The sequence below is a fragment of the Phocaeicola plebeius DSM 17135 genome (assembly GCF_000187895.1).
GTDB classification, from domain to species: Bacteria; Bacteroidota; Bacteroidia; order Bacteroidales; family Bacteroidaceae; genus Phocaeicola; species Phocaeicola plebeius.
In genome coordinates this window covers 63,274-84,162 of sequence record NZ_DS990118.1, presented here as the reverse complement: position 1 = coordinate 84,162, position 20,889 = coordinate 63,274, and the positions used below count along the sequence as shown (strand labels likewise).

16 protein-coding genes and 1 tRNA gene are annotated in these 20,889 nt (G+C 42.3%); 7 read left to right on the top strand and 10 right to left on the bottom strand.

Annotated elements, in window-relative coordinates; genetic code table 11:
• Positions 1–4 precede the first annotated feature (4 nt).
• Positions 5–709, bottom strand: coding sequence for a LytR/AlgR family response regulator transcription factor (locus tag BACPLE_RS00345; RefSeq protein ID WP_007557800.1), 705 nt, complete (start codon positions 707–709; stop codon positions 5–7).
• Positions 706–1,737 (bottom strand): sensor histidine kinase, encoded by a 1,032-nt coding sequence (locus BACPLE_RS00340; RefSeq protein ID WP_007557799.1) that lies wholly within the window; start codon positions 1,735–1,737, stop codon positions 706–708. The genes BACPLE_RS00345 and BACPLE_RS00340 overlap by 4 nt, the downstream gene beginning before the upstream one ends.
• A gap of 178 nt (positions 1,738–1,915) precedes the next feature.
• Here BACPLE_RS00340 and BACPLE_RS00335 point away from each other — a divergent pair, with 178 nt between their 5' ends.
• Positions 1,916–4,690, top strand: coding sequence for a TonB-dependent receptor (locus BACPLE_RS00335; RefSeq protein WP_007557798.1), 2,775 nt, complete (start codon positions 1,916–1,918; stop codon positions 4,688–4,690).
• Between the two features lie 20 nt (positions 4,691–4,710).
• Complete coding sequence (locus BACPLE_RS00330; protein WP_007557797.1) at positions 4,711–5,022, top strand: hypothetical protein; 312 nt, start codon at positions 4,711–4,713, stop codon at positions 5,020–5,022.
• Positions 5,023–5,495: 473 nt separating this feature from the next.
• Here BACPLE_RS00330 and BACPLE_RS00325 read toward each other — a convergent pair whose 3' ends face one another.
• The 4 genes from BACPLE_RS00325 to aroB all read right to left on the bottom strand — a co-directional run bounded on the left by BACPLE_RS00325 (position 5,496) and on the right by aroB (position 9,878).
• The gene (locus tag BACPLE_RS00325; protein ID WP_007557796.1) at positions 5,496–7,565 is read right to left on the bottom strand and encodes a tetratricopeptide repeat-containing sensor histidine kinase; all 2,070 of its coding nucleotides are present in this window, start codon (positions 7,563–7,565) and stop codon (positions 5,496–5,498) included.
• Positions 7,562–8,200 (bottom strand): response regulator, encoded by a 639-nt coding sequence (locus tag BACPLE_RS00320; RefSeq protein ID WP_007557794.1) that lies wholly within the window; start codon positions 8,198–8,200, stop codon positions 7,562–7,564. Before BACPLE_RS00320 ends, BACPLE_RS00325 begins: the two co-directional genes overlap by 4 nt.
• A gap of 433 nt (positions 8,201–8,633) precedes the next feature.
• Positions 8,634–8,708 (bottom strand) — tRNA-Pro (locus tag BACPLE_RS00315).
• Positions 8,709–8,816: 108 nt separating this feature from the next.
• Positions 8,817–9,878, bottom strand: a complete 1,062-nt coding sequence (gene aroB / locus BACPLE_RS00310) for a 3-dehydroquinate synthase (protein WP_007557792.1) — start codon at positions 9,876–9,878, stop codon at positions 8,817–8,819.
• Between the two features lie 101 nt (positions 9,879–9,979).
• Between aroB and BACPLE_RS00305 the strand changes: the two genes are divergently transcribed.
• The 3 genes from BACPLE_RS00305 to cls all read left to right on the top strand — a co-directional run bounded on the left by BACPLE_RS00305 (position 9,980) and on the right by cls (position 14,890).
• A complete protein-coding gene (locus BACPLE_RS00305) occupies positions 9,980–10,387 on the top strand; it encodes a hypothetical protein (RefSeq protein ID WP_007557790.1) in 408 nt (135 codons plus the stop codon).
• Between the two features lie 84 nt (positions 10,388–10,471).
• Positions 10,472–13,357 carry a TonB-dependent receptor gene (locus BACPLE_RS00300; protein WP_040312304.1) on the top strand — a complete coding sequence of 962 codons (2,886 nt, stop codon included), beginning with the start codon at positions 10,472–10,474 and terminating at the stop codon, positions 13,355–13,357.
• 99 nt (positions 13,358–13,456) lie between these two features.
• A complete protein-coding gene (gene cls / locus BACPLE_RS00295) occupies positions 13,457–14,890 on the top strand; it encodes a cardiolipin synthase (protein WP_007557786.1) in 1,434 nt (477 codons plus the stop codon).
• On the opposite strand, the gene BACPLE_RS00290 is transcribed toward cls, so the two are convergent.
• Genes BACPLE_RS00290 through BACPLE_RS00280 form a run of 3 tightly spaced genes read right to left on the bottom strand, consistent with a single transcriptional unit; the run spans position 14,850 to position 16,922 of the window.
• A complete protein-coding gene (locus BACPLE_RS00290; protein ID WP_007557784.1) occupies positions 14,850–15,416 on the bottom strand; it encodes an RsmD family RNA methyltransferase in 567 nt (188 codons plus the stop codon). The two genes, cls and BACPLE_RS00290, sit on opposite strands and share 41 nt — an antisense overlap.
• Entirely contained in the window at positions 15,407–16,231 is an 825-nt protein-coding gene (locus BACPLE_RS00285) for a DUF3822 family protein (RefSeq protein WP_040312303.1), read from the bottom strand. Before BACPLE_RS00285 ends, BACPLE_RS00290 begins: the two co-directional genes overlap by 10 nt.
• Positions 16,232–16,235: 4 nt before the next feature.
• Positions 16,236–16,922, bottom strand: coding sequence for a hypothetical protein (locus BACPLE_RS00280; protein WP_007557780.1), 687 nt, complete (start codon positions 16,920–16,922; stop codon positions 16,236–16,238).
• A gap of 94 nt (positions 16,923–17,016) precedes the next feature.
• Here BACPLE_RS00280 and BACPLE_RS00275 point away from each other — a divergent pair, with 94 nt between their 5' ends.
• Positions 17,017–18,438, top strand: coding sequence for an ATP-dependent DNA helicase (locus BACPLE_RS00275; RefSeq protein ID WP_007557778.1), 1,422 nt, complete (start codon positions 17,017–17,019; stop codon positions 18,436–18,438).
• Between the two features lie 118 nt (positions 18,439–18,556).
• Here the strand turns inward: BACPLE_RS00275 and kbl are convergent, their stop codons facing one another.
• Entirely contained in the window at positions 18,557–19,747 is a 1,191-nt protein-coding gene (gene kbl / locus BACPLE_RS00270) for a glycine C-acetyltransferase (RefSeq protein ID WP_007557776.1), read from the bottom strand.
• A gap of 130 nt (positions 19,748–19,877) precedes the next feature.
• Between kbl and BACPLE_RS00265 the strand changes: the two genes are divergently transcribed.
• Complete coding sequence (locus BACPLE_RS00265; protein ID WP_007557773.1) at positions 19,878–20,831, top strand: NAD-dependent epimerase/dehydratase family protein; 954 nt, start codon at positions 19,878–19,880, stop codon at positions 20,829–20,831.
• Positions 20,832–20,889 lie beyond the last annotated feature (58 nt).

The following is a 20,889-nucleotide window of genomic DNA, read 5'->3' as shown; positions in this document are numbered from 1 at the left end:
TTCTTTAGCTGTTGGAAATAGAAAGTTTTAGATTCTGACTGTAACTTCTTCCCACTGGAATTTTTGTGCCGTTGTAGAGCGTGATTTCTTTGCTGGTGTAGCTCGCAATGCGGTGAGCCGGCACAATAAAGGATTTGTGTACGCGTATGAATTTTTCAGCAGGAAGAAGTTCCTGAATACTTTTCATGCTGGTTTGTGACATCAGGCATTGGCGCTCCGTCAGATGAATGCGTACGTAATTATCCATGGATTCAATGTAGAGAACGTCCTTGAGTTTAATCTGTACATTTTTGTATTCAGCTTTCAGGGTAATGCTTTCATCGGCAAAGGATGGATGGGCAGAAAGCTGCTGAAGTTTGTGAAGTTCGATGGCCTTTTGGACAGCCTTTTCAAATCGGTGGTAAGAGAAAGGTTTGTGCAGGAAATCTACGGCACTCAGTTCAAATCCGTCGAGGGCATATTGGGCATACGCTGTGGTAAATATAAGCAAGGTGCCCGGAGGAAGGTCACGGGCCAGTTCCACTCCGTTCAAGTCTCCCATTTCTATATCGAGAAACAGAATATCTGGTCTGCTTCTTCTTACCTGTTCCATCCCTCGGAGAGGATTATTGAAGGTAGTCAGTTCTATATTCCCATAGCGTTGGCAAAAACTGGTTATGATCTCCAGCGCCATAGGTTCATCATCAATGGCAATGCATTTCAAACTCATGTATTCAAATTAATGCGTAGGGTTACGTGAAATAGCCCTTCTTTCTTTTCTATCCTCAAGTCATATCGGTGGAGATAGAGCAGTTCCAGGCGTTTCCGGCAATTCTCAATGCCTATACCTTTAGATTCGTTTATCGGGGAATGGTTTAATAACGGATTTTGAGTTGTGAATGATAATTCCCCGTTTTTAGCCTGAATGCAGATGCAGGCATCTCCTGGTTGATGAGAAGAAACCCCATGTTTGAATACATTTTCCACAAAAGTAATTAATATCATGGGAGCGATACCCAGTTGCTCTGTTTCATCGTGTTCGTAAGAAAAATGGATATGAAAGTCCTTCGGCATCCGGTATTTCTGCAGTTCGATATACTGACGGATGTATTCTGTTTCCGTACGGATTGGAATTTTATCTTTTGTGTTGTGGGCATACATGTATTTCATCAGGCTGATGAATTGGGTAAAGGCATCCTCGGCTTGAGAAGAGCCGGTCACTACCATGGCATACAGTGTGTTCAGGTTGTTGAACAGGAAATGCGGATTTATCTGTGCCTTGTAGAGCGCCAGTTCAGCCTTTTTCTTTTCGAATTCCACGGCTTGACGCTGCATAATCTGATGGTAAAGTTCGGTGAGCAATCCCACGGCCATGCTGAAGGTGGTGACCACTACGTACAAAAACCAGACAGCCTGTTGCTGTAATCTGATTTTGGGTATGTGCTGAATGAATTTCGGCTTGCGCATCCGGTGCATCGGCACCTCCATCTGGTAGCGGGTAATGAGGTAAGTTCCTGCAAGGGTAAGCAGAATAAGAAGGATGGCTATCCAGAACTTCCGTTTGTCGGCGAACAGGAAAGGCATGGTTAGTCGGCGGTTCAGGATGTAGATAAGATACAGCCATGAAACCAGTAGGTACACAAAGGTGGAATCATTCACCAGCCAGCGTTCGATGGGTAACAAGGTAATCATGGCTGGAAGCAATATCAGACAAAAGACCAGGTCAATGTAAAACGGAAGATTCTTGATGTGCCACATAACTTATTCCTTTTTCTGCAAAAATACGGATTTTCGGGACTTCCTGAAAATAACCTCCGGTCCGTTTACCACTACATTGGTGTCGTTTACCCTTACTTTCGGGATAGCGTAAAAATTGTATCTGAAACTGGCCTAATTTTGTTTGTGGAAAAAGGAACGAAAACAAAAAACATAGGTTATGACGAGATTCATTTTTACACTGCTAAGTTGGGTATTCCCGTTGGTGCTGATGGCACAGAGCCTTTCAGGAACGGTAACGGATAAAACCACAAAGGAGGGTTTGATTTCGGCTACAGTACAGTTGGTGTCATCCGACGGAAAATCAAGTTATACATCGACTGATTTGAACGGAAACTTTCAGTTTAAGAAACTTCAGCCGGGAACTTATACCCTTCAGGTGACGTATGTAGGATACAAGTCCTATAATGCAAAGCAAACGCTTTCAGAAGGACAAGAAAAACGGGTAAAAATAGAAATGACCGAAGATGCGCAGTTATTAGGTGAGGTTTCCGTGCAAGGACGTGCCACACGTGCCGAACAGCAAGGTGACAGCCTGTTGTATAATGCCGAAGCCTTTCAGGTGATGATGGGAAGTTCGGCCGAGGATTTGCTAGCCAAAATGCCGGGCATCGTAGTAGAAGGCGGTACGATTCAGGCACAGGGAGAACAGGTTCAGAAAGTATTGGTAGATGGAAAGGAATTCTTTGACGGCGATGTGAATCTGGCCATCAAGAACCTGCCATCGGATGTGATAGCCAGCATTGAGGTGTTCGACAAGAAAAGCGAGCAGGCTGAGTTTACCGGATTTGATGATGGAGAGGAGGTCAAGACAATCAATATTGTGACGAAGGGTGGTTTCCGTCAGGGAACTTTTGGTGAAGTTTCCGGTGGATATGGTACGGACGACCGTTACAAGGTAAACGGAAACTTGAACTTCTTCAATGACGACCGGCGTATTTCTGTGTTGGGCATGTCGAATAATGTAAACCAGCAGAACTTCTCTCAGGAAGACTTGGCCGGTGTTATGGCGGCTGGTAATAGCGGCAGAGGACGTGGTGGTCGTGGAGGAGGCGGTGGAGGACGGTCCGGAGCTCCGGGTGGAAGCAGTGCCTCTAATTTTATGGTGGGAAGCCTGGGAGGAGTAACTTCTGCTAATGGTCTTGGTTTGAACTACGTAGACCAGTGGGGTGAAAAATGGAAGATAACCGGCAGTTATTTCTTTAATCAATCGGACAATCTGACCCAACAGCAGACTGACAGGGAATATTTTGAATCCGTATTGCCCGGAATGACTTATAGTGAGTATAAGGAAAATTCCATGAAGAACTGGAACCATCGTTTCAATATGAAGTTAGATTACCAGATGACTGAACGTACTTCGTTACAGTTTCGTCCTACGCTGAGCTTTCAGAACAATGACAGTTACGGGCTGTTGCAAGGACAGAATTTAGTGAATGGAACAGCAGACAGTGAAACAGAAACTACTTCTTTCGGGAAAAGTAATGCATATAATATCGGAGCAGATTTGATGCTCCGTCACCGCTTTCTGAAAGAAGGACGCACGTTGTCGCTGATGCTGAGTGGCAAGATGAGTAATACGGACGGTGATACTTATACAGATTACTTAAATACCTTATACGGCCTGGAGCTTTCTCCGGTGACGGATGATTACAGCCAGTGGAAGCAGACGCTGAGCCGGCAGTATACCCTGCGTTCTAACTTGAGCTATACCGAGAAGTTGACAGATAACCTGCAACTACAGTTGGGGTATAAAATGAGTTATACAGATTCCGAAAACGATAAAAAAACGTACGACCGTTCTGCCGTGACCGACCTTTATGACCAGTTGGACGAAAGTCTTTCAAACGAATATCAGTCGGGTTACCTGACTCAGGCGGGAAATGTAGGACTTCGTTATCGTGCCGGTAAACTGAGTGCCATGCTGGGGGTTGATGCACAGTGGGCAAACTTGAAAGGAGATCTGGTCTATCCTCAGCCTGATGAACTGTCGCATAACTATTTTTCAGTGTTGCCTTCGTTCACGTTGCGTTACTCGCTGGACCGGACCAACTCTTTCCAGCTTCGTTACCGCAGCAGATCTTCTTCTCCTTCAGTCACTGATTTGCAGAATGTGATAGACAATTCGAATCCGTTGTTCTTGTCTACGGGAAACCCGAATCTCGACCAGCAGGTATCCCATACGGCTAATTTGCGTTATTTGCGCACCACAAAGTCCGGACATACCTTCATTGCAATGGTAGGGGCTACCATACAGCAGGACTATGTGGCCGACAGTACTTTTGTGGCAAAGGAAGACATTGCCTTGTCGCCTACAGTTACGCTGAACAAAGGTTCTCAGTTTACCCGTCCGGTCAATCTGGATGGATATTACAGTCTCCAGTCTATGGTGACCTACGGTTTCCCGGTTGATTTCATCCGGAGTAACATTAACTTCAGTCTCTCGGCCAATTATGCCAATGTGCCTACTATTTTCGACGGAGTAGAAAGTCGTACACGTGAACTGAATCTGATTCCGAAGCTCATTATTGGAAGTAACATCAGCAAGAACCTTGATTTTACCGCCTCCTATTCGGCCGGAATTAACAAGGTGTTCAGCTCGCTGGATTCTGCTGCAGGAAGTGATTATGTGACGCATACGGCAGCTGCCAAATTAGGCTGGACTTTCTTCTGGGGACTTACTTTCCGGAGTACATTCAATTACATTGGCTATACCGGACTGGATACCGGTACGGAAGACTATTTCTTGTGGAATCTTTCGTTAGGTAAGAAGTTCCTGAAGAATAATGCCGCGGAAATCAGAATAGAGGCCTTCGATGTACTGAAACAGAATCAGGCTTTCACGCATCGCACGGGTAGCAACTATTATGATTACGTGAACAGTAACGTACTGCAACCCTATGCCATGATTAGTTTTGTATATACAATCAGATAATCTTTAAAAACAAGTTGAAAATGAAGAAAATTCTTTTGGTAGCCCTAGTGGCTATGCTGGGTATGCAACCAGCAGATGCACAACGCAAAGGTGGCAACACCCGTACCCCTGAACAGATGGTGGAAAAACTTGATGAAAAGTTGAACTTGACCGATGAACAGGAAAAACAGATTACTACGCTTTATACAGACTTCTTTAAGCAGGAATTATCGCGTGAAGAGCGTAGAACTGCCATGCAGGAACTGAACAAAAAAATAGAAGCTCTGTTGACCGATGAGCAGAAGACTGCGTTTGAACAGATGAAGAAAGAACGTCCACAGCGAAAACGTTAATAATCTGTCGTTTCCGTTTGTGATATGGCCCTGTCAGCTTAGATATGCTGATGGGGCTTTTTATTTATATCCAATAAATGGGAGTATAAGAACGGTTATTTATGGGAATGTTTTTTTAGGTTTTATCATGTATTTTTGCCAAAAATAAGTTTTGAGAGAATAACATTTGTGAATAATAGGAGACTCAAAGCTATGAAAAACTGCTAAGTCCTTGTATTTATTTAATGTGTTATACGTTATAATGGAATGTAGGGTTTATGCAAGAGTGACTTTAATGGCAGCCTGTCAGACGGGGAATTAACATGAAATTCTTTCTGTTTAGTAGAAAGTGAAGAACAATGGTAAATAATGCTTTAAGAAGCAGACAGGCTGGTAAAATAATAAATGATATTAGAGTCACCAGGATAAAGAATTCGTATTACAATATTGGGGAAATTGTAATACGGATTCTTTTTTTGTATATAAAAATGATTTTATGCCGGAAACCAGAAATGTATGATAGTTCCCTGACCTTCTTTCGATGTAATGTCGCAGTCTCCTTGCAGTTTGTCGCAACGTTCTTTTATGCTCTTTAGTCCTAGTCCTGCATGAAGAATATTGCTGGAAAGGTTGTCGGTAGAAAATCCTTTGCCGTCATCTTCGATGATGATGTTTACCTGTCCCTTCTCATAACTGGCTGTGATAAAAGCATTTTGAGCGTTTGCATGTTTAAGCATATTGGAAATAACTTCCTGAAGAATACGGTAAACCTCTTGAGTATGATCGGCCGGGAAAGCTATTTGTTGTATATTCTCTTCAATGTAGCACTGAATCTGCGGACTTTTCAGAGACTTCAGTTTATCGGTATAAAGAGTCAGGACCTGATATAGGCTAAAGTTGCTGAAAGCAGGAGTTGCCAGCTGATGTGAGAGATTGCGTAGCTCTTCTCTTACCTGTTTTAGTTGGACTGTTAATGACGTGGCATCAGACTGTTCCATTTCCATCTCTATAGCCAATAAGTCGTTACATACTCCGTCGTGTAGTTCCTTGGAGATACGGTTGTTACTATCTTCCAGTCCACAGATATACCGTTCGGTCATCTTCTTGTGCATGTCAGTAAGCAGCAGTTGTCTTTGCATTTCCTTGTCTTTGATTTCTTTTTCCAGTTTCAGCTGTTTCAGATTAAATGCAATCTTTCGTTTATGCATGCTTATTATCAGAATGATGAGAAGCAGTACAACTAAGATAAGCGCTCCTCCAATGCTATAAGTACGTATCAGGTAAGCTGCTTTTTCTTCAGCACGTTTTCCGTTGAGTCCGGCAATCTGTAAGTCTTTTTCCTTGAGATCCAGTTCTGCCTCAAATCCAGACAGACGGTTCTGAAAATATTGGTCGTTCAATTTCTCGTTGGCTTGATATGCCTCTAAAGTAAGCTGATAGGATAGCTGTCCGTTGTTTCTTTTGGCTTCTATTTCTGCAAGTGTAAGCAGAATTTTGGGTAACAGACCAGAAGGATTCTTTCGGGCAAAGTCGGCCGCCTTCATGACATAGTTACGTGCCTGAAGCAAGGAGTCCGTATCATGGAATAACATGTAACCATATAGGTAGTCCAAATTAGCAATGTTTGCCTTATTGTGTGTGCTGTGTTTATAACTCATGGCTTTCTGATAGTATTGAAGAGCTTGTCGGAGTTGTCCGGCATCTCTTGATACTCTGGCATATTGCGTGTAAGCCAATAGCTTGAGGCCGTCGGGCATTTCCGGGCGGAGTTTCTGGATGGCCAGTTTTAGCGTATCCATTGCCTGGACAGGCTGCTGGTTGTTAGCTAACAAAATGGCATGGTTACACAGTCTGTTTACTTCCCCGATGCGATAGTCAATGGTCAGTGTATCGGTTTGTGGATAGGTAAACATTTTGCGTGAAATCTGTATGGCTTCATTGTTCTTACCCGTTTCATTGTACAGGATGGAAATGTTAGACACGATAATGGCCGCAAGATTGTAATTTTGTAAGTCCTCAGTAATGGCAAGCGCCTTCTGATAAAGTGAAATGGCATTGTCGAGCATGAACAATCTGCGGTGTATGACTCCTGAAAGATTGTAGGCCTCTGCTAAGTTCACAGAATCTTTTACCTGTTCCAGTTGACTGACAGCCTCTTCAGCCGTTTCTCTTGCAGCCGGCAACTGGTTATTCTGCCATTGCCCGTAGGCAATCTCGTATGTAGCGATTGCTGCAATTTCCTGGAGCTGGTGTGCCATGGTATTTTCTGGAAACTTTTCCAGTGCCATTGCGCTTTCCCGGATTTGGGTCAGTAGCGTATTTGCCCTCTCACTATCTCCCTTCTGGTTTAGAAATCGGGCATAGTCCAGGTTGATATTCAGTGCGTAAAGCTTATCCTGCTTGTAATGGTCTTCATGGATAATGAGATTGTACACTGAATCCATCTGTGCATATTCGCCGTTGTTGCCGAATGAATGCAACGAATCAGCCAGTTTATCGCTCTTTTCATTGGCATTCAGAGATACACTCAGGCTGAGAAATATAAAGAATAAAATCTGTTTCATTTTGTAATCCAACCTTTTAGAAAAGCAATTCGCATAAGATGTGATACGTTTGTAGCCCCGCTTTTCAGCAAGATGTTTTTTCTCATCGTATCAATTGTATTTTTGCTGAGATTGAGTTTATGGGCTATCTCGTCGGAGGTAAGTCCGCATGATAACATTTGGATAATTTCGTTTTCACGCGGGCTTGGTGTATAGTTTATTACTTTGGCTGCCGACTGGTCACCTACAATGGAAAGCACAATATGCAGTGCTGTGGGTGAGTAGTATTTGCTGTTTTCTTCCAGAATACTCTTGATGGCTTTTTCGATTTCTTCAATTTTGTCGTTTTTAGTGATGATACCTGACACCTCTGCTTTTGTCAAAAGCTTAATAATCCAAAACTCTGTATGCATGGTGTAGACAAGTATGGGGAAGTGAAGCGATTTTTGTTGAAGGTAAGCAATGACATCCAAGGCTGTTTTATCCTGAATCTCGTAGTCTATGATTAATAAATCGGGCGTAGTATGATTCAGGTAGTTGTATAACTCCGAATAATGATGGCCGGTAGTTATCTGGTATTGTTGGTTGTTTGCCAGCAGTTGTGTAATACCTTCGGTAATGATGGGATGATCATCTAATATATATAAGTTTTTCATGTGGAAGCGCGTGTAATTTTGTATTTTTTGTTTTTTACAAAGATGGTAATTTTTCTTTCGTTATGCAAATATGAGGAAATGTTTGTCTTTCTGTAAAAGGTGAAAATAGTTTTAATTACCATTCTGTAAAACATGGAAGTGTAAATGGAAAGATGTAAAAGCGATTTCTATGTTTCTCTAGAATGAAACATACGTTTCTCAAGGCGGAACTGTATGTTTTCTGTGTAGAAAACGTATGGCTCCGCTTCGGAAAACGTAGAATGTGGTAGTCGGTTTATGAGTTTATGCGGTAGGATTTTAATATATGAAGGCTAATGGTTTACGTCATGGTTTACTTGATGGGCCTTGTAATAAGGAATTTGGAGGGAAAATTCAGAGTGTATAAAAACAAAAAAGCATCGACAATCATCAGATTATCAATGCTTTTTACCAGTCGGGGTGACTGGATTCGAACCAGCGACCACACGCCCCCCAGACGCGTACTCTAACCGGGCTGAGCTACACCCCGAATTGCGGATGCAAAGGTACTGCTTTATTCGGAATAACCAAATATTTTCCGCAATAATTTCTTAGTATTTTTAGATTACATTTAAACGCTGTTTGAACACGACAAAACTTATCCCATGGTTTCGCGGTAGAAATCAAGCAGTTCGTAGATTTCCTCTTGGGAAGCGGTCTGGTTGATACGAATGTCACCGATTCCTCCTAGAAGAGTGAAATTGATGACACCACATGAGGCATTCTTTTTGTCATGCTTCATAAAGTTGTACAGGCATTCGTAGTCATCGCAGGTGAAATAAAGGCTGCCATAGTTTTCCTTAATGAACTGGATAGTGGTACGCAGGGCTTCTTTAGGGAAACCACAACGAATGTGTGACAGATAAAGTTCACAGACCATCCCCCAGGCTACAGCATATCCATGAAGTACCGGATGGTTAGTCTTCAGGGCAAAACTTTCAAAAGCATGTCCGATGGTATGTCCGAAATTCAACGCTTTCCGGATGTTTTGCTCATAGGGGTCTTTTTCTACGATGTCTTCCTTGACTTGCACGGACTGGCCGATAAGTTTCTGCAGCAATGCGTAGTCTATGTGGTCAAAGTCAAATGTCAACAGTTCGCTCCAGTGTGACGGTTGGCTGATTAGACCATGCTTCAGCATTTCGCCGTAACCGGACAGCAGGTTAGGCATATCGAGGGTTTTCAGAAACTGGCTGTCAATCATCACTTGGTCCGCAGGATAGAAGGAACCGATTTCATTCTTGAGTCCGTTGAAGTTGATTCCGGTTTTTCCACCCACGGCGGCATCAATCATGGAAAGCAGGGTGGTGGGGATGTTGATGCAAGCAATACCTCGTTTGAAGGTAGCTGCAGCAAATCCTCCTAGGTCGGTCACCATACCTCCTCCCAGGTTGATGAGCAGTGAGTGGCGAGTAGCCCCTCGGCTGCTAAGCTGGTTCCAGACATAGGCCAGTGTCTCTAAGTTTTTATGCACATCTTCCGGACCAATGACAATTTGTTCTGCATCCTTCAGCAAGGCGATGTCTTGAAGCAGGGGGAGGCAAAGACGAAAAGTATGTTCGTCGGTCAGGATAAAAATCTTGTCGTATGAATGTGCAGACAACTTCTGACAGAGTTCTGTATTGAAATTTTGGCAAATAATGACTTCTTGTTTACTCATAAGTGTATTTGTTTTGGGCACAAATTTAGAAAAAAAGTTAGAAGAAGTCGGATGTTGACTTACAATTAAGTATTTTTGTGCGAACAAAAAATAATCAAGTTATGAAAGGAATTTTACCGGCTTCGTGCCGTTTGTTGGGGTATGTGTTGCTGTTATTGTCTGTGTTTGTTCCGTTGCTGATGTATATGTTCGGACAGGTGGATGACGCTAACTTATTGTATGTGAAACTGGGTATGAAGTTAGTCATCTGGATTTCATTGTTTATGGTTTTTCTGGCCAGAATGAAAGACGAAAATGAGGAAGCTTTTTCTATTCGGCGGAAAGCAATGGTGATTTCACTTTATTTGTGGGGAATTTATTATGTGGGTATGTTGCTGAATGCAGCTTATGGAGGAAATCTGCAGGAAGCAGACAATTCAGTAGGTATCGTATATATGGTTATTAATGTGTTCTGTAAAGAGTTTTTGATGCAGAAAGCAAAGATTGAAAAGAACTTTAGACAAAAATAAGTTAAAAAATAAAGAGTAGGGGTAAACCTTTTTTGTCGATAATTGTCAAAGGTACAATTAATCAACAAGGAAGAGATAAAGGCAATGAAAAAAGTTTTATTGGGATTGCTGCTGATGGTGGGGGTAACCATTTCTGCTTTTGCACAAAGCAGCGGCAGCCGTGGAACCGTAACAGGAACGGTTCTTGATGAGGGGGATAAATCGCCTGTCATTCAGGCTACAGTACAGCTCCTTTCTGTGAAGGATAGTTCAATGGTAGTGGGAAATGTGACTAATTTGGACGGACATTTCTCTTTATCAGTGCGTCCGGGAAAGTATCTGCTGAAAGTTTCGTATATTGGATATACTCCATTTTTCAAGCAAGTTGCATTGACTCGTAACAATCCACGTTTGAATGTAGGTAAAGTTGAATTGGCTTCGGATGCCATTATGCTGGCAGAAGCTGTAGTGGTAGCTGAGGCTCCGGAGGTGACGGCGGTGGCCGATACGCTGGTGTACAACAGTTCTGCCTATCGTGTGCCTGAAGGTTCGGCTTTGGAAGAACTGGTAAAGAAGCTTCCGGGAGCAGAAGTGGATGAAGATGGGAAAATCACGATTAACGGAAAAGAAATCAAGAAAATCATGATTGATGGAAAGGAGTTCTTTGCCGATGATCCGAATATTGCCATGAAAAATCTTCCGGTAAATATTATTGATAAGGTGCGTGCGTATGATAAACAATCGGACTTGGCTCGTGTGACAGGTATTGATGACGGTGAAGAAGAAACTGTGCTCGACCTGAGTGTGAAGCCGGGGATGAATAAGGGATGGTTTGGTAATGCGGACGTAGCAGCTGGTACGGAAGATCGTTACAGTGGCAAATTAATGCTGAACCGTTTTGTCGGAGAAAATCAGTTTACGGTGATTGGGTCAATGAACAATGTGAATGATAATGGCTATCCGGGAGGAGGTGGCGGCTTCCGTGGAGGAGGCCAGAATGGTCTGACCAGCATCAAAATGGGTGGTTTCAATTTTAGCACACAGAGTGAAAAACTGGAAACAGGTGGTAGTGTGAATTATAACTACAAGGATGCAGATATTATCAGCAAACAGGCTTCAGAAACATTTGTTTCTTCGGAAACCAGTTCTTTCAAGAATGCTTGGAATGCCAACCGTAATAAGACTACCTCGCTTACGGCCGATTTTCGTATAGAATGGAAGCCGGATACTATGACAACGGTGATTTTCCGTCCGCGTCTGACATACGGAAAGAATGATAATTGGAGTGCAACAAATTCTTTTACTTTCAGTCAGGATCCGGGGTATACGACCGATGAGATTTTGAATGCAGCTGACAATCTTTCGTCATTGATTCCGGAAGAAAATATTGTTAATACAATTGCTCGTAACAGTCTGCAGAAAGGTGATAATTTTAATGTAGGAGGTTCGGCAATGATTAACCGTCGTTTGGGAAAGCCTGGACGTAATATTACTTTCCGTGGCTCCTATAATTATACGAACAGTTCGAGTGAACAGTTCTCGGTGTCTGAAACTGACTATTACCAGAAAACAGAGGAGGAACGGCTGGAAATTTTGAATCGTTATATCTCTACGCCTACTTTGAACTATAATTATGGTGCGCGCTTTACTTATAGCGAACCGATATTTAAAGGTGGCTTCTTGCAGTTCAGTTACTATTTCCAGTATAAGCGTTCAAAGAGTGATAATTCTACTTATACAATGCCGGATGACTGGGAGATAGCACAAGGTTATGGAGGAGATAATGTGGGTGTACTGGATGAAAAAAACAGTAAGAGTGCACAATATACATATTATAACCATCAGGCCGATGTTTCTTTCCGCTGGATTCGTGAAAAGATGAGTCTGAATGCAGGGCTTTCTTTCCAACCGCAGAAATCGAAGTTGTCTTATAAGAAAGATCAATTGGATACGGTGGCCATACGAAATGTATTCAACTTTACTCCGACATTTGATTTCCGTTATAAGTTCTCGAAAACGAGCCAGTTGAGAATTAATTATCGCGGAAGAAGCTCTCAGCCGAGTATGACGGATTTGCTACCTATTGAGGATACGACCGACCCGTTGAACATTCGTCGGGGAAATCCGGGATTGAAGCCGGCATTTACCAACTCGTTCATGGCTTTTTATAATACATTTGATACTGAGAAACAGCGGGGTATCATGACGCACTTCCGTTTTGAAAATGTATTGAACAGCATTAGTAATCGTAGTACATACGATCCGCAAACCGGTGGAACTGTAACTATGCCGGAGAATATCAATGGTAACTGGAACTTGTTTGGTATCTTGGGATCTAATACGGCTTTGCGTAATAAGAAGTATACCATCAATACCTTTACGATGGCTCGTTATAATAACATTGTAAGTTATATGAGCGATGCACAGGCTGAGAGCGCATCGGATAAGAATAAAACACGTCAGTTGTCTTTGAGCGAACGCTTGAGAGGTACGTATCGTAATGACTGGTGGGAATTCTCTTTGAACGGTTCATTGGCTTATACGCATTCGCGCAATAGTTTCAAGGAAGAGAACAATATGGATACCTATCAGTTCTCGTACGGAGCAAGTACCAATGTCCGTTTGCCCTGGAACATGTCGATTGCTACAGACATCTCTCAGAACTCACGTCGTGGATATGCGGATGCAAGCATGAACCGTGATGAGTTAATCTGGAATGCACAGCTCTCGCAAGACTTTCTGAAAGGAAATGCAGCTACAGTCAGCATTCAGTTCTATGATATTTTGCGTAATCAGAGCAATATCAGTCGTGTAATCAGTGCCGCTATGCGAAGTGATACGGAATACAACGCGATTTACAGCTATTGCATGGTACACTTTATTTACCGTCTGAATCTGTTTGGTGGAAAAGGGGCCGGCCCGAGAATGGGCGGACCGGGTAGAGGTCCTGGGTTTGGTCCTGGATCGGGACATGGACCTCGCAGATTTTAAGGTTGAACGCATATACCGCAAAAGTCAATTCCACTTTTGCGGTATTTTTTTTGCCTTTTTCCAGATTACTCGTAATTTTGTTGAAAACGAAGTCGTAAGATGGACGTAGCAGTTTGGAATAGCATCTTTGTAGCCGTAATCTACTTTCTTTATTTTGCGGTGATACTGACAACTATCTTTGTCGTGATTCTTGACAATCGTAGTCCGGTAAAGACTATGGCCTGGATTCTGGTTCTCTTTTTTCTTCCTGTAGCCGGATGGATTCTGTACTTGTTTTTTGGGCGTAGTACACGTAAGGAACGCCTTATCAGCCGGAAAGGCTATGCTCGCTTGAGCAAGCGCCCTATGGCGGCTTATCAGGAACAACCGTCCGTAATGGCAGAACATGGCAAACAGCGTTTGATGGATTTTTTTTCACGCGTAAATAATGCGCTGCCTTTCTCCGGAAATAAAGTTACAGTTTATACGGATGCTGTTTCCATGTTGTCGGAATTGTTGAAAGATATTTACAGGGCTCGTCATCACATCCATCTGGAGTTTTATATTTTTGAGGATGATGCAGTAGGTCGGTTGGTTAGGGACGCCTTGATTGACCGGGCTCGTGACGGGGTGAAGATACGGGTACTGTATGACGATGTGGGATGCTGGAAAGTGCCTCTTGATTTTTATGAACAAATGCTTTGTGAAGGCATAGAAGTTCTTTCGTTCCTGAAAGTCCGTTTCCCAAGATTTACCAGTAAAGTGAATTATCGCAATCATCGGAAGATTGTGGTCATAGATGGTTGTGTGGGTTTTATTGGTGGAATGAATTTAGCTGAACGCTATGTGAAAGGACTAGGAAAAGGGAATTGGAGAGATACGCATGTCAGGCTGGAAGGTAAGGTCGTATATGGATTGCAGACTGCATTCCTTACTGACTGGTATGCTATTGACCGTACTTTGCTCACTTCAGCAGAATATTTTCCTCCGATTTCGGTGAAGGGAGGTGTGCTGGGACAAATTGTGACTTCCGATCCGGTAGGTGAGTGGAGGGATATTATGCAAGGACTGATGATGGCTATCTGTTCTGCCCGGAGATATTTTTATGTGCAGACTCCTTATTTTTTGCCGAACGAGGAAGTGATGACCGCTTTGCAGACAGCTGCATTGGCAGGGGTTGATGTGCGACTTATGCTTCCTAAAAGAGGGGATACCTGGCTTATTCATAAAGGTTCGCTATCTTATCTTTCGGAGATGATGAAGGCAGGGGTGAAAATTTACCTCTACAAAAAAGGATTCCTGCATTCTAAGTTGATGGTGTGTGATGACGAATTGTCTACGGTGGGCTCTACGAATATGGATTTTCGAAGTTTTGAGCATAACTTCGAGGCCAATGCCTTTTTTTATGACAAGGAAACGGCCATGACTTTAAAAGAAATATTCCTGGCCGATCAGAAGGATTGTTTTCTGTTGTCAGCCAGGATTTGGGAAAAACGTTCTTGGAAAAATAAGATTACTGAATCGGTTGTGCGTCTTCTTGCTCCTTTACTCTGAAGAAGGAAAAATTGACGCTTCCGTAGTGACGGTGTTCGAAGAAGCAGGGATGATTCTCAAAGTTGAGGTCTTTTCCATGCTCCAGAACGAAAATACCTTCCGGCTTGAGCAGGTTGTACTGAAATATCAGGTCGGGTATACTTGCCAACTCTTTTAGGGCATACGGAGGGTCAGCAAAGATAAAATCGAATTGTAGTCCGCATTTTTCGATGTATTTAAAAACATCGGCTCTTAAAGGGATGCACTTGTCTGTTTTGACTTCACGCATGACTTTGCTGATGAATGCATGGTGCTGTGGGTCTTTTTCTACTGAAATGACCTGATCACACCCTCTTGACACGAGTTCTATACTGATACTGCCTGTTCCGGCAAACAAATCAAGTGCTGTTATTCCATCTTCAAAGTCAATATAGTTGTTGAGCACATTGAACAAGTTTTCTTTGGCAAAGTCTGTTGTAGGACGTGCCTTAAATGTATGGGGGACGTCAAAACGTCTCCGTTTGTATATTCCGCTTATTACTCGCATGAGATTAAAGATAGCATATCAAATGGAATATCCTTGATACGGCTCATTGCTGAGTCGTTGAATTCCATCTGAGGATTAATGATGAATAGTTTTCGTATGTATTTTTTTAGTCGCAATGGTAATTCTTCCCATTGTGGAACTCGATTGCTCCCGCAAATGTATAACTGGTCATCTTCTTGATTGTAGCCAGCCTGCTGCCAGATGTTCAACAGATAATAGCATGAATCATTCAGACCGGAAATGGGGTAAGTGTTCAGTAGCAGTAGTTTTTCTTTTTCGAAGGCTATCACTTCTACACTTTCGGGATGGAAGATGGCAAATAATTTACGGCATTCACTCGGTTTTACCTTATGTGCGAGGTATTCGGTAATTGGACTGACGGATGCAAACAAACGAGCATTGGGAAAATGCTCTGTCAGGAACAGATGGGTGAGCTTGTCCAGTCCAAAAAGAATAACAAGGTTGCTCTTTCCTAAAATATTACAAAGTACGACTTCGTTATTTTGTGGGGGCAGGTTCTGATAGAACAGAAGGTCAGTCTGTTCGTCCTCATACAATTCCAGCGGAAGTGTGGTATAACGTGAAGTATGAATAAGAATATTAACCTGCTTGAAACGATGCTTCAGTTCTTCTGTCTCTGTCAAATAGGCTTTTACATTGGCAGCCATTGAGCGCTGCGTATTGACTGGTGAGGAACTGAAGTAGACTTCCTCTGATTGCTGAGGGTGATAGATAGAAAAAGAAAATCCATCCGTACTCAGACGGATGGATAATATATACTGTTCTGATTTATTAAAATCAATAGGTTGGGCCATAGGATTATTCCCAGTTTCCTGCATTGTTGTTCGGCTGTTCGATGTCACCAACTCTCAAACCGCAATATTTACCCAATTTTGACTGCATGTCTTTCAAGTTGATCAATTCCTGGCTGTTCAAGTCACCCAAATATACATCGTATGCAACCTGTGCCTGGAACAAGTTCAGAGGAGCACCAGATTTTGTAGTATCCTGACGGATAGCCATTTCAAATTTAGCTCCGTTGCCGTAAGGAACGTATGCCAAAGAGTCCGGATTAAATCCTTTAGCAAAGATAGTATCCATTACAGCTACCCACATTGTATCACGACGGAAGTTCTGTAAGCCTTCTTTTTCAACTTCGCTCCAGTTTCCAGTTTTCTTAGCCTTGTTAATCAAGTCCATAGCCTTCTTTTCAGTCATACCGTTGTTCAACTGATCATCTGTCAATGAACCTACTTTCATGATGAAAGGAAGTTTAGCAGTCTTTACGAAAGTAATCAGACTGTCGAAGTTTGCTGTATAAGCACCGTTATGAACGGTACGATATTCCTGCTGAGCCTTACGGATGTCAATCAGGCGGGCAATAATTGCTTTTTCTCTGGTTTTTTTCGCATTGTCAAAGTTGATAGGGCCCATAATACTGCCATAGCATATATATACCAAGCAGATAACGCAGGCGGCTAACACAAGATTAAGAACTGTTTTCATGATAATATTGTTTTTTTAGTTTATATTCGTAGCGCAAAAATAAGTAAATTAGTTGAACCACGTCAATCTTACGTAAACTTTTTATACTGGCATTATGTTAAATAATGATTTATCGCAACAAATTAAGCGAAATTTTCCTTATAAACCAACAGAAGAGCAGGAAAATGCGGTGAAAAGTTTTGCTGAATTCCTGTTTTCGCCTTCTGCTGACAGTGTATTTCTGATGAAAGGTTATGCCGGCACGGGTAAGACTACATTGATATCTGCATTGGTTCGTACGCTTGATTCATTGCAACGAAAAGTGATTTTGTTGGCTCCTACAGGAAGGGCAGCCAAAGTTTTTTCCGGGTATGCGGGACATCCGGCTTATACGATTCACAAGAAAATATATCGCCAGAAAGTCTTTTCGAATGAGACAGATAATTTTGTGGCTAATCAGAATCTACATCGAAATACATTGTTCATTGTAGATGAGGCTTCTATGATTGCGAATGAAGGACTTTCAGGGGGGCATTTTGGGAGCGGACGTTTATTGGATGATCTCGTGCAATATGTATACAATGGATTGGGGTGTCGGTTGATGTTGATTGGAGATACAGCACAGCTTCCGCCGATAGGGGAGGAAGAGAGTCCGGCGCTGTCTGTATCGGCATTGCAGGGCTATGGACTGGAGGTAACAGAGTGTGTGCTTACAAAAGTGGTACGACAAACCGAAGGTTCCGGTATCTTGTCAAATGCGACGGCTTTGCGTGAAAGGATAGTAAATGAGGATTTCTTTGAATATCCTAAAATCAGTTGTAAGAACTATTCTGATGTACGTATCCTTCCTGGAAGTGAACTGATTGAAGCCATTGATGAATGTTATGGTCATGTGGGGTTGGATGAAACTATTGTTATCTGTCGTTCCAACAAACGTGCTTCTCTATATAATAAAGGTATAAGAAATACGGTATTGTATAGGGAAGATGAACTGAATACGGGAGATATGCTGATGGTTGCCAAAAATAATTATTTCTGGGGGACAGACTGCAAGGAACTTGATTTTATTGCGAATGGTGATGTGGCAGTGGTACGTCGTGTACGCCGTGTACGGGAAATGTATGGTTTTCGCTTTGCAGATGTTGTACTTGCTTTTCCTGATTATGACGGGATTGAACTGGAAGTAAAGATTTTATTGGATACCCTTCATTCGGACCAGCCTTCATTGTCGAAAGAAGAAAATGACCGTCTGTTCTATGCTGTATTAGAAGATTATGCCGACTTACCGACCAAGCGGGAACGTATGAAAAAAATGAAGGAGGACCCTTATTACAATGCGTTGCAGGTAAAATATGCGTATGCTGTTACATGTCATAAGGCGCAAGGTGGACAATGGAAAAGAGTTTTTCTTGATCAAGGCTATATGGCGGAAGAAATGCTTTCACCCGATTATTTCCGCTGGCTGTATACCGCATTTACCCGTGCAACGGAGTTATTGTATCTGGTGAACTGGCCGGAAGAGCAGACAGAAAAATAATTATAGGGTTGGATATACAGGATGATGATATTTTAATGGGCATATATAAAGGAAAGGCTGTCCCTCTTAATGGATGTGGAAGGACAGCCTTTCGTTGTGTGATTTTTATAATAGTAGTTTATTTAATGACATTTAGTTCTTTTCCTACCTTGATGAAAGCCTGAATTGCCTTGTCCAGATGACATTGTTCATGACCGGCAGAAAGCTGTACGCGAATACGCGCCTGGCCTTTCGGCACTACTGGATAGTAGAATCCGGTTACATAAATACCTTCCTCTTGCATGCGGGCAGCAAAATCCTGTGACAGTTTGGCATCATACAACATGACAGCGCAGATAGCACTCTGTGTAGGTTTGATATCGAATCCGGCAGCAATCATCTTGTCGCGGAAATAGTTGACATTGCTCATCAGTTTGTCATGCAAGGCATTGCTTTCTTTGAGCATGCGGAACATTTCCAAACTTGCTCCTACGATAGCTGGTGCTACGGAGTTAGAGAACAAGTAAGGACGAGAGCGCTGGCGCAGCATATCGATAATTTCTTTCTTGCCAGTGGTAAATCCACCCATGGCTCCACCAAAAGCTTTTCCTAATGTACCTGTAAAGATGTCAATCTTATCGTATACACCAAATTGTTCAGCTACTCCGTGTCCTGTAGGACCTACCACTCCAGCAGAGTGTGATTCGTCTACCATTACGAGTGCATTGTATTTTTCTGCCAGTTCGCAGATTTTGTCCATTGGAGCCACATTTCCATCCATAGAGAATACGCCGTCAGTGGCAATGATACGATGACGCTGTGCTTGTGCTTCCTGAAGACAACGTTCCAAATCTGCCATATCAGCATTGGCGTAGCGATAACGTTTAGCTTTACACAAACGTACACCATCAATAATGGATGCATGGTTCAAGGCATCTGAAATAATGGCATCTTCTTCTGTGAAGAGAGGTTCAAACAAACCACCATTTGCATCAAAGCATGCAGCATACAAGATAGTGTCTTCTGTATGGAAATAATCAGAAATGGCAGCTTCCAGTTGTTTGTGAAGGTCTTGTGTTCCACAAATGAAGCGTACGGACGACATACCATAACCATGAGTGTCCATGGCTTTTTTGGCTGCCTCAATCAGGCGTGTGTTGTCCGACAAACCTAAATAGTTGTTGGCACAGAAATTAAGCACTTCCTCTCCTGCGTTGACTTTGATGTCTGCACGCTGTGGAGTGGTTATTACACGTTCTTTCTTATATAAGCCGGCTGCTTCTATGTCGGCAAGTTCCTTTTTAAGGAAATCTCTAAAGTTTGTATACATATATTGATATTAAGGTTTTGCTTATGCAAAGATGCAATTTTTTTATTTAGAAAAAAAGAGCTCGCATATTTTTATTTCATTTATAAGAACTTTTGTATATTTGCTCCGAATTTAAAAATCTAGCTCGTTAATGAAAAACATTTTAATAATTGGAGCTACTGGACAGATTGGTTCGGAGCTCACGATGCTTTTGAGAAGAAATTATTCAGGTAATGTAGTGGCTGGTTATATTCCTGGTGCTGAGCCTAAAGGAGAATTGAAAGAATCTGGTCCTTCAGCTATTGTTGATATTACGAATCCGCAACAAATTGCTGATGCGGTAAGTCAATATCAAGTAGATACAATTTATAATTTGGCTGCATTGCTTTCAGCTGTAGCAGAAAACAAGCCTCAGTTAGCTTGGAAAATTGGGCTTGGGGGATTGTTCAATACGCTTGAAGTCGCTCGTGAAAAGCAGTGTGCAGTATTTACTCCGAGTTCTATCGGTTCGTTTGGACCTGGTACTCCTAAAGACAAAACTCCTCAGGATACAGTACAGCGTCCTAAAACAATGTATGGTGTCACTAAGGTTTCTGGAGAATTGTTGAGTGACTATTATTTCACTCGTTTTGGTGTGGATACCCGTTCTGTTCGTTTCCCGGGATTGATTTCGTATGTGACTCCTCCGGGTGGTGGTACTACAGACTATGCTGTTGATATTTATTATTCTGCAGCTAAAGGTGAAAAATTTGTCTGCCCGATTGCTGAGGGTACTTATATGGATATGATGTATATGCCGGATGCCTTGCGTGCAGCGGTAGAAATTATGGAAGCAGATCCGTCTAAGTTGGTTCATCGTAATTCATTCAACATCGCTTCTATGAGTTTTGAACCAAATACAATCTATCAGAATATCCGTAAATATCTTCCGGAATTTGAAATGCAGTATCAGGTAGATCCATTGCGTCAGGCTATTGCAGAGTCTTGGCCAAATTCATTGGATGATACATGTGCCCGTGAAGAATGGGGTTGGAAACCGGAATATGATTTGGATGCCATGACTCAAGACATGCTTGCGAAACTGAAAGAACGTTTTGGGCGTTAATTGTTAACAGATTTGATGCTATATAATTGAAATCCCCTCACTCTCCCTGATTATAGAA

Bases quoted from the DNA above. Each gene is read 5' to 3' on its own strand.
- BACPLE_RS00300 (WP_040312304.1), top strand. From the start codon at position 10,472: ATGAAAAAAGTTTTATTGGGATTGCTGCTGATGGTGGGGGTAACCATT.
- cls (WP_007557786.1), top strand. From the start codon at position 13,457: ATGGACGTAGCAGTTTGGAATAGCATCTTTGTAGCCGTAATCTACTTT.
- BACPLE_RS00285 (WP_040312303.1), bottom strand. From the start codon at position 16,231: ATGGCCCAACCTATTGATTTTAATAAATCAGAACAGTATATATTATCC.
- BACPLE_RS00275 (WP_007557778.1), top strand. From the start codon at position 17,017: ATGTTAAATAATGATTTATCGCAACAAATTAAGCGAAATTTTCCTTAT.
- BACPLE_RS00265 (WP_007557773.1), top strand. From the start codon at position 19,878: ATGAAAAACATTTTAATAATTGGAGCTACTGGACAGATTGGTTCGGAG.
- BACPLE_RS00330 (WP_007557797.1), top strand. From the start codon at position 4,711: ATGAAGAAAATTCTTTTGGTAGCCCTAGTGGCTATGCTGGGTATGCAA.
- BACPLE_RS00325 (WP_007557796.1), bottom strand. From the start codon at position 7,565: ATGAAACAGATTTTATTCTTTATATTTCTCAGCCTGAGTGTATCTCTG.
- kbl (WP_007557776.1), bottom strand. From the start codon at position 19,747: ATGTATACAAACTTTAGAGATTTCCTTAAAAAGGAACTTGCCGACATA.
- BACPLE_RS00290 (WP_007557784.1), bottom strand. From the start codon at position 15,416: ATGCGAGTAATAAGCGGAATATACAAACGGAGACGTTTTGACGTCCCC.
- aroB (WP_007557792.1), bottom strand. From the start codon at position 9,878: ATGAGTAAACAAGAAGTCATTATTTGCCAAAATTTCAATACAGAACTC.
- BACPLE_RS00340 (WP_007557799.1), bottom strand. From the start codon at position 1,737: ATGTGGCACATCAAGAATCTTCCGTTTTACATTGACCTGGTCTTTTGT.
- BACPLE_RS00335 (WP_007557798.1), top strand. From the start codon at position 1,916: ATGACGAGATTCATTTTTACACTGCTAAGTTGGGTATTCCCGTTGGTG.
- BACPLE_RS00320 (WP_007557794.1), bottom strand. From the start codon at position 8,200: ATGAAAAACTTATATATATTAGATGATCATCCCATCATTACCGAAGGT.
- BACPLE_RS00280 (WP_007557780.1), bottom strand. From the start codon at position 16,922: ATGAAAACAGTTCTTAATCTTGTGTTAGCCGCCTGCGTTATCTGCTTG.
- BACPLE_RS00345 (WP_007557800.1), bottom strand. From the start codon at position 709: ATGAGTTTGAAATGCATTGCCATTGATGATGAACCTATGGCGCTGGAG.
- BACPLE_RS00305 (WP_007557790.1), top strand. From the start codon at position 9,980: ATGAAAGGAATTTTACCGGCTTCGTGCCGTTTGTTGGGGTATGTGTTG.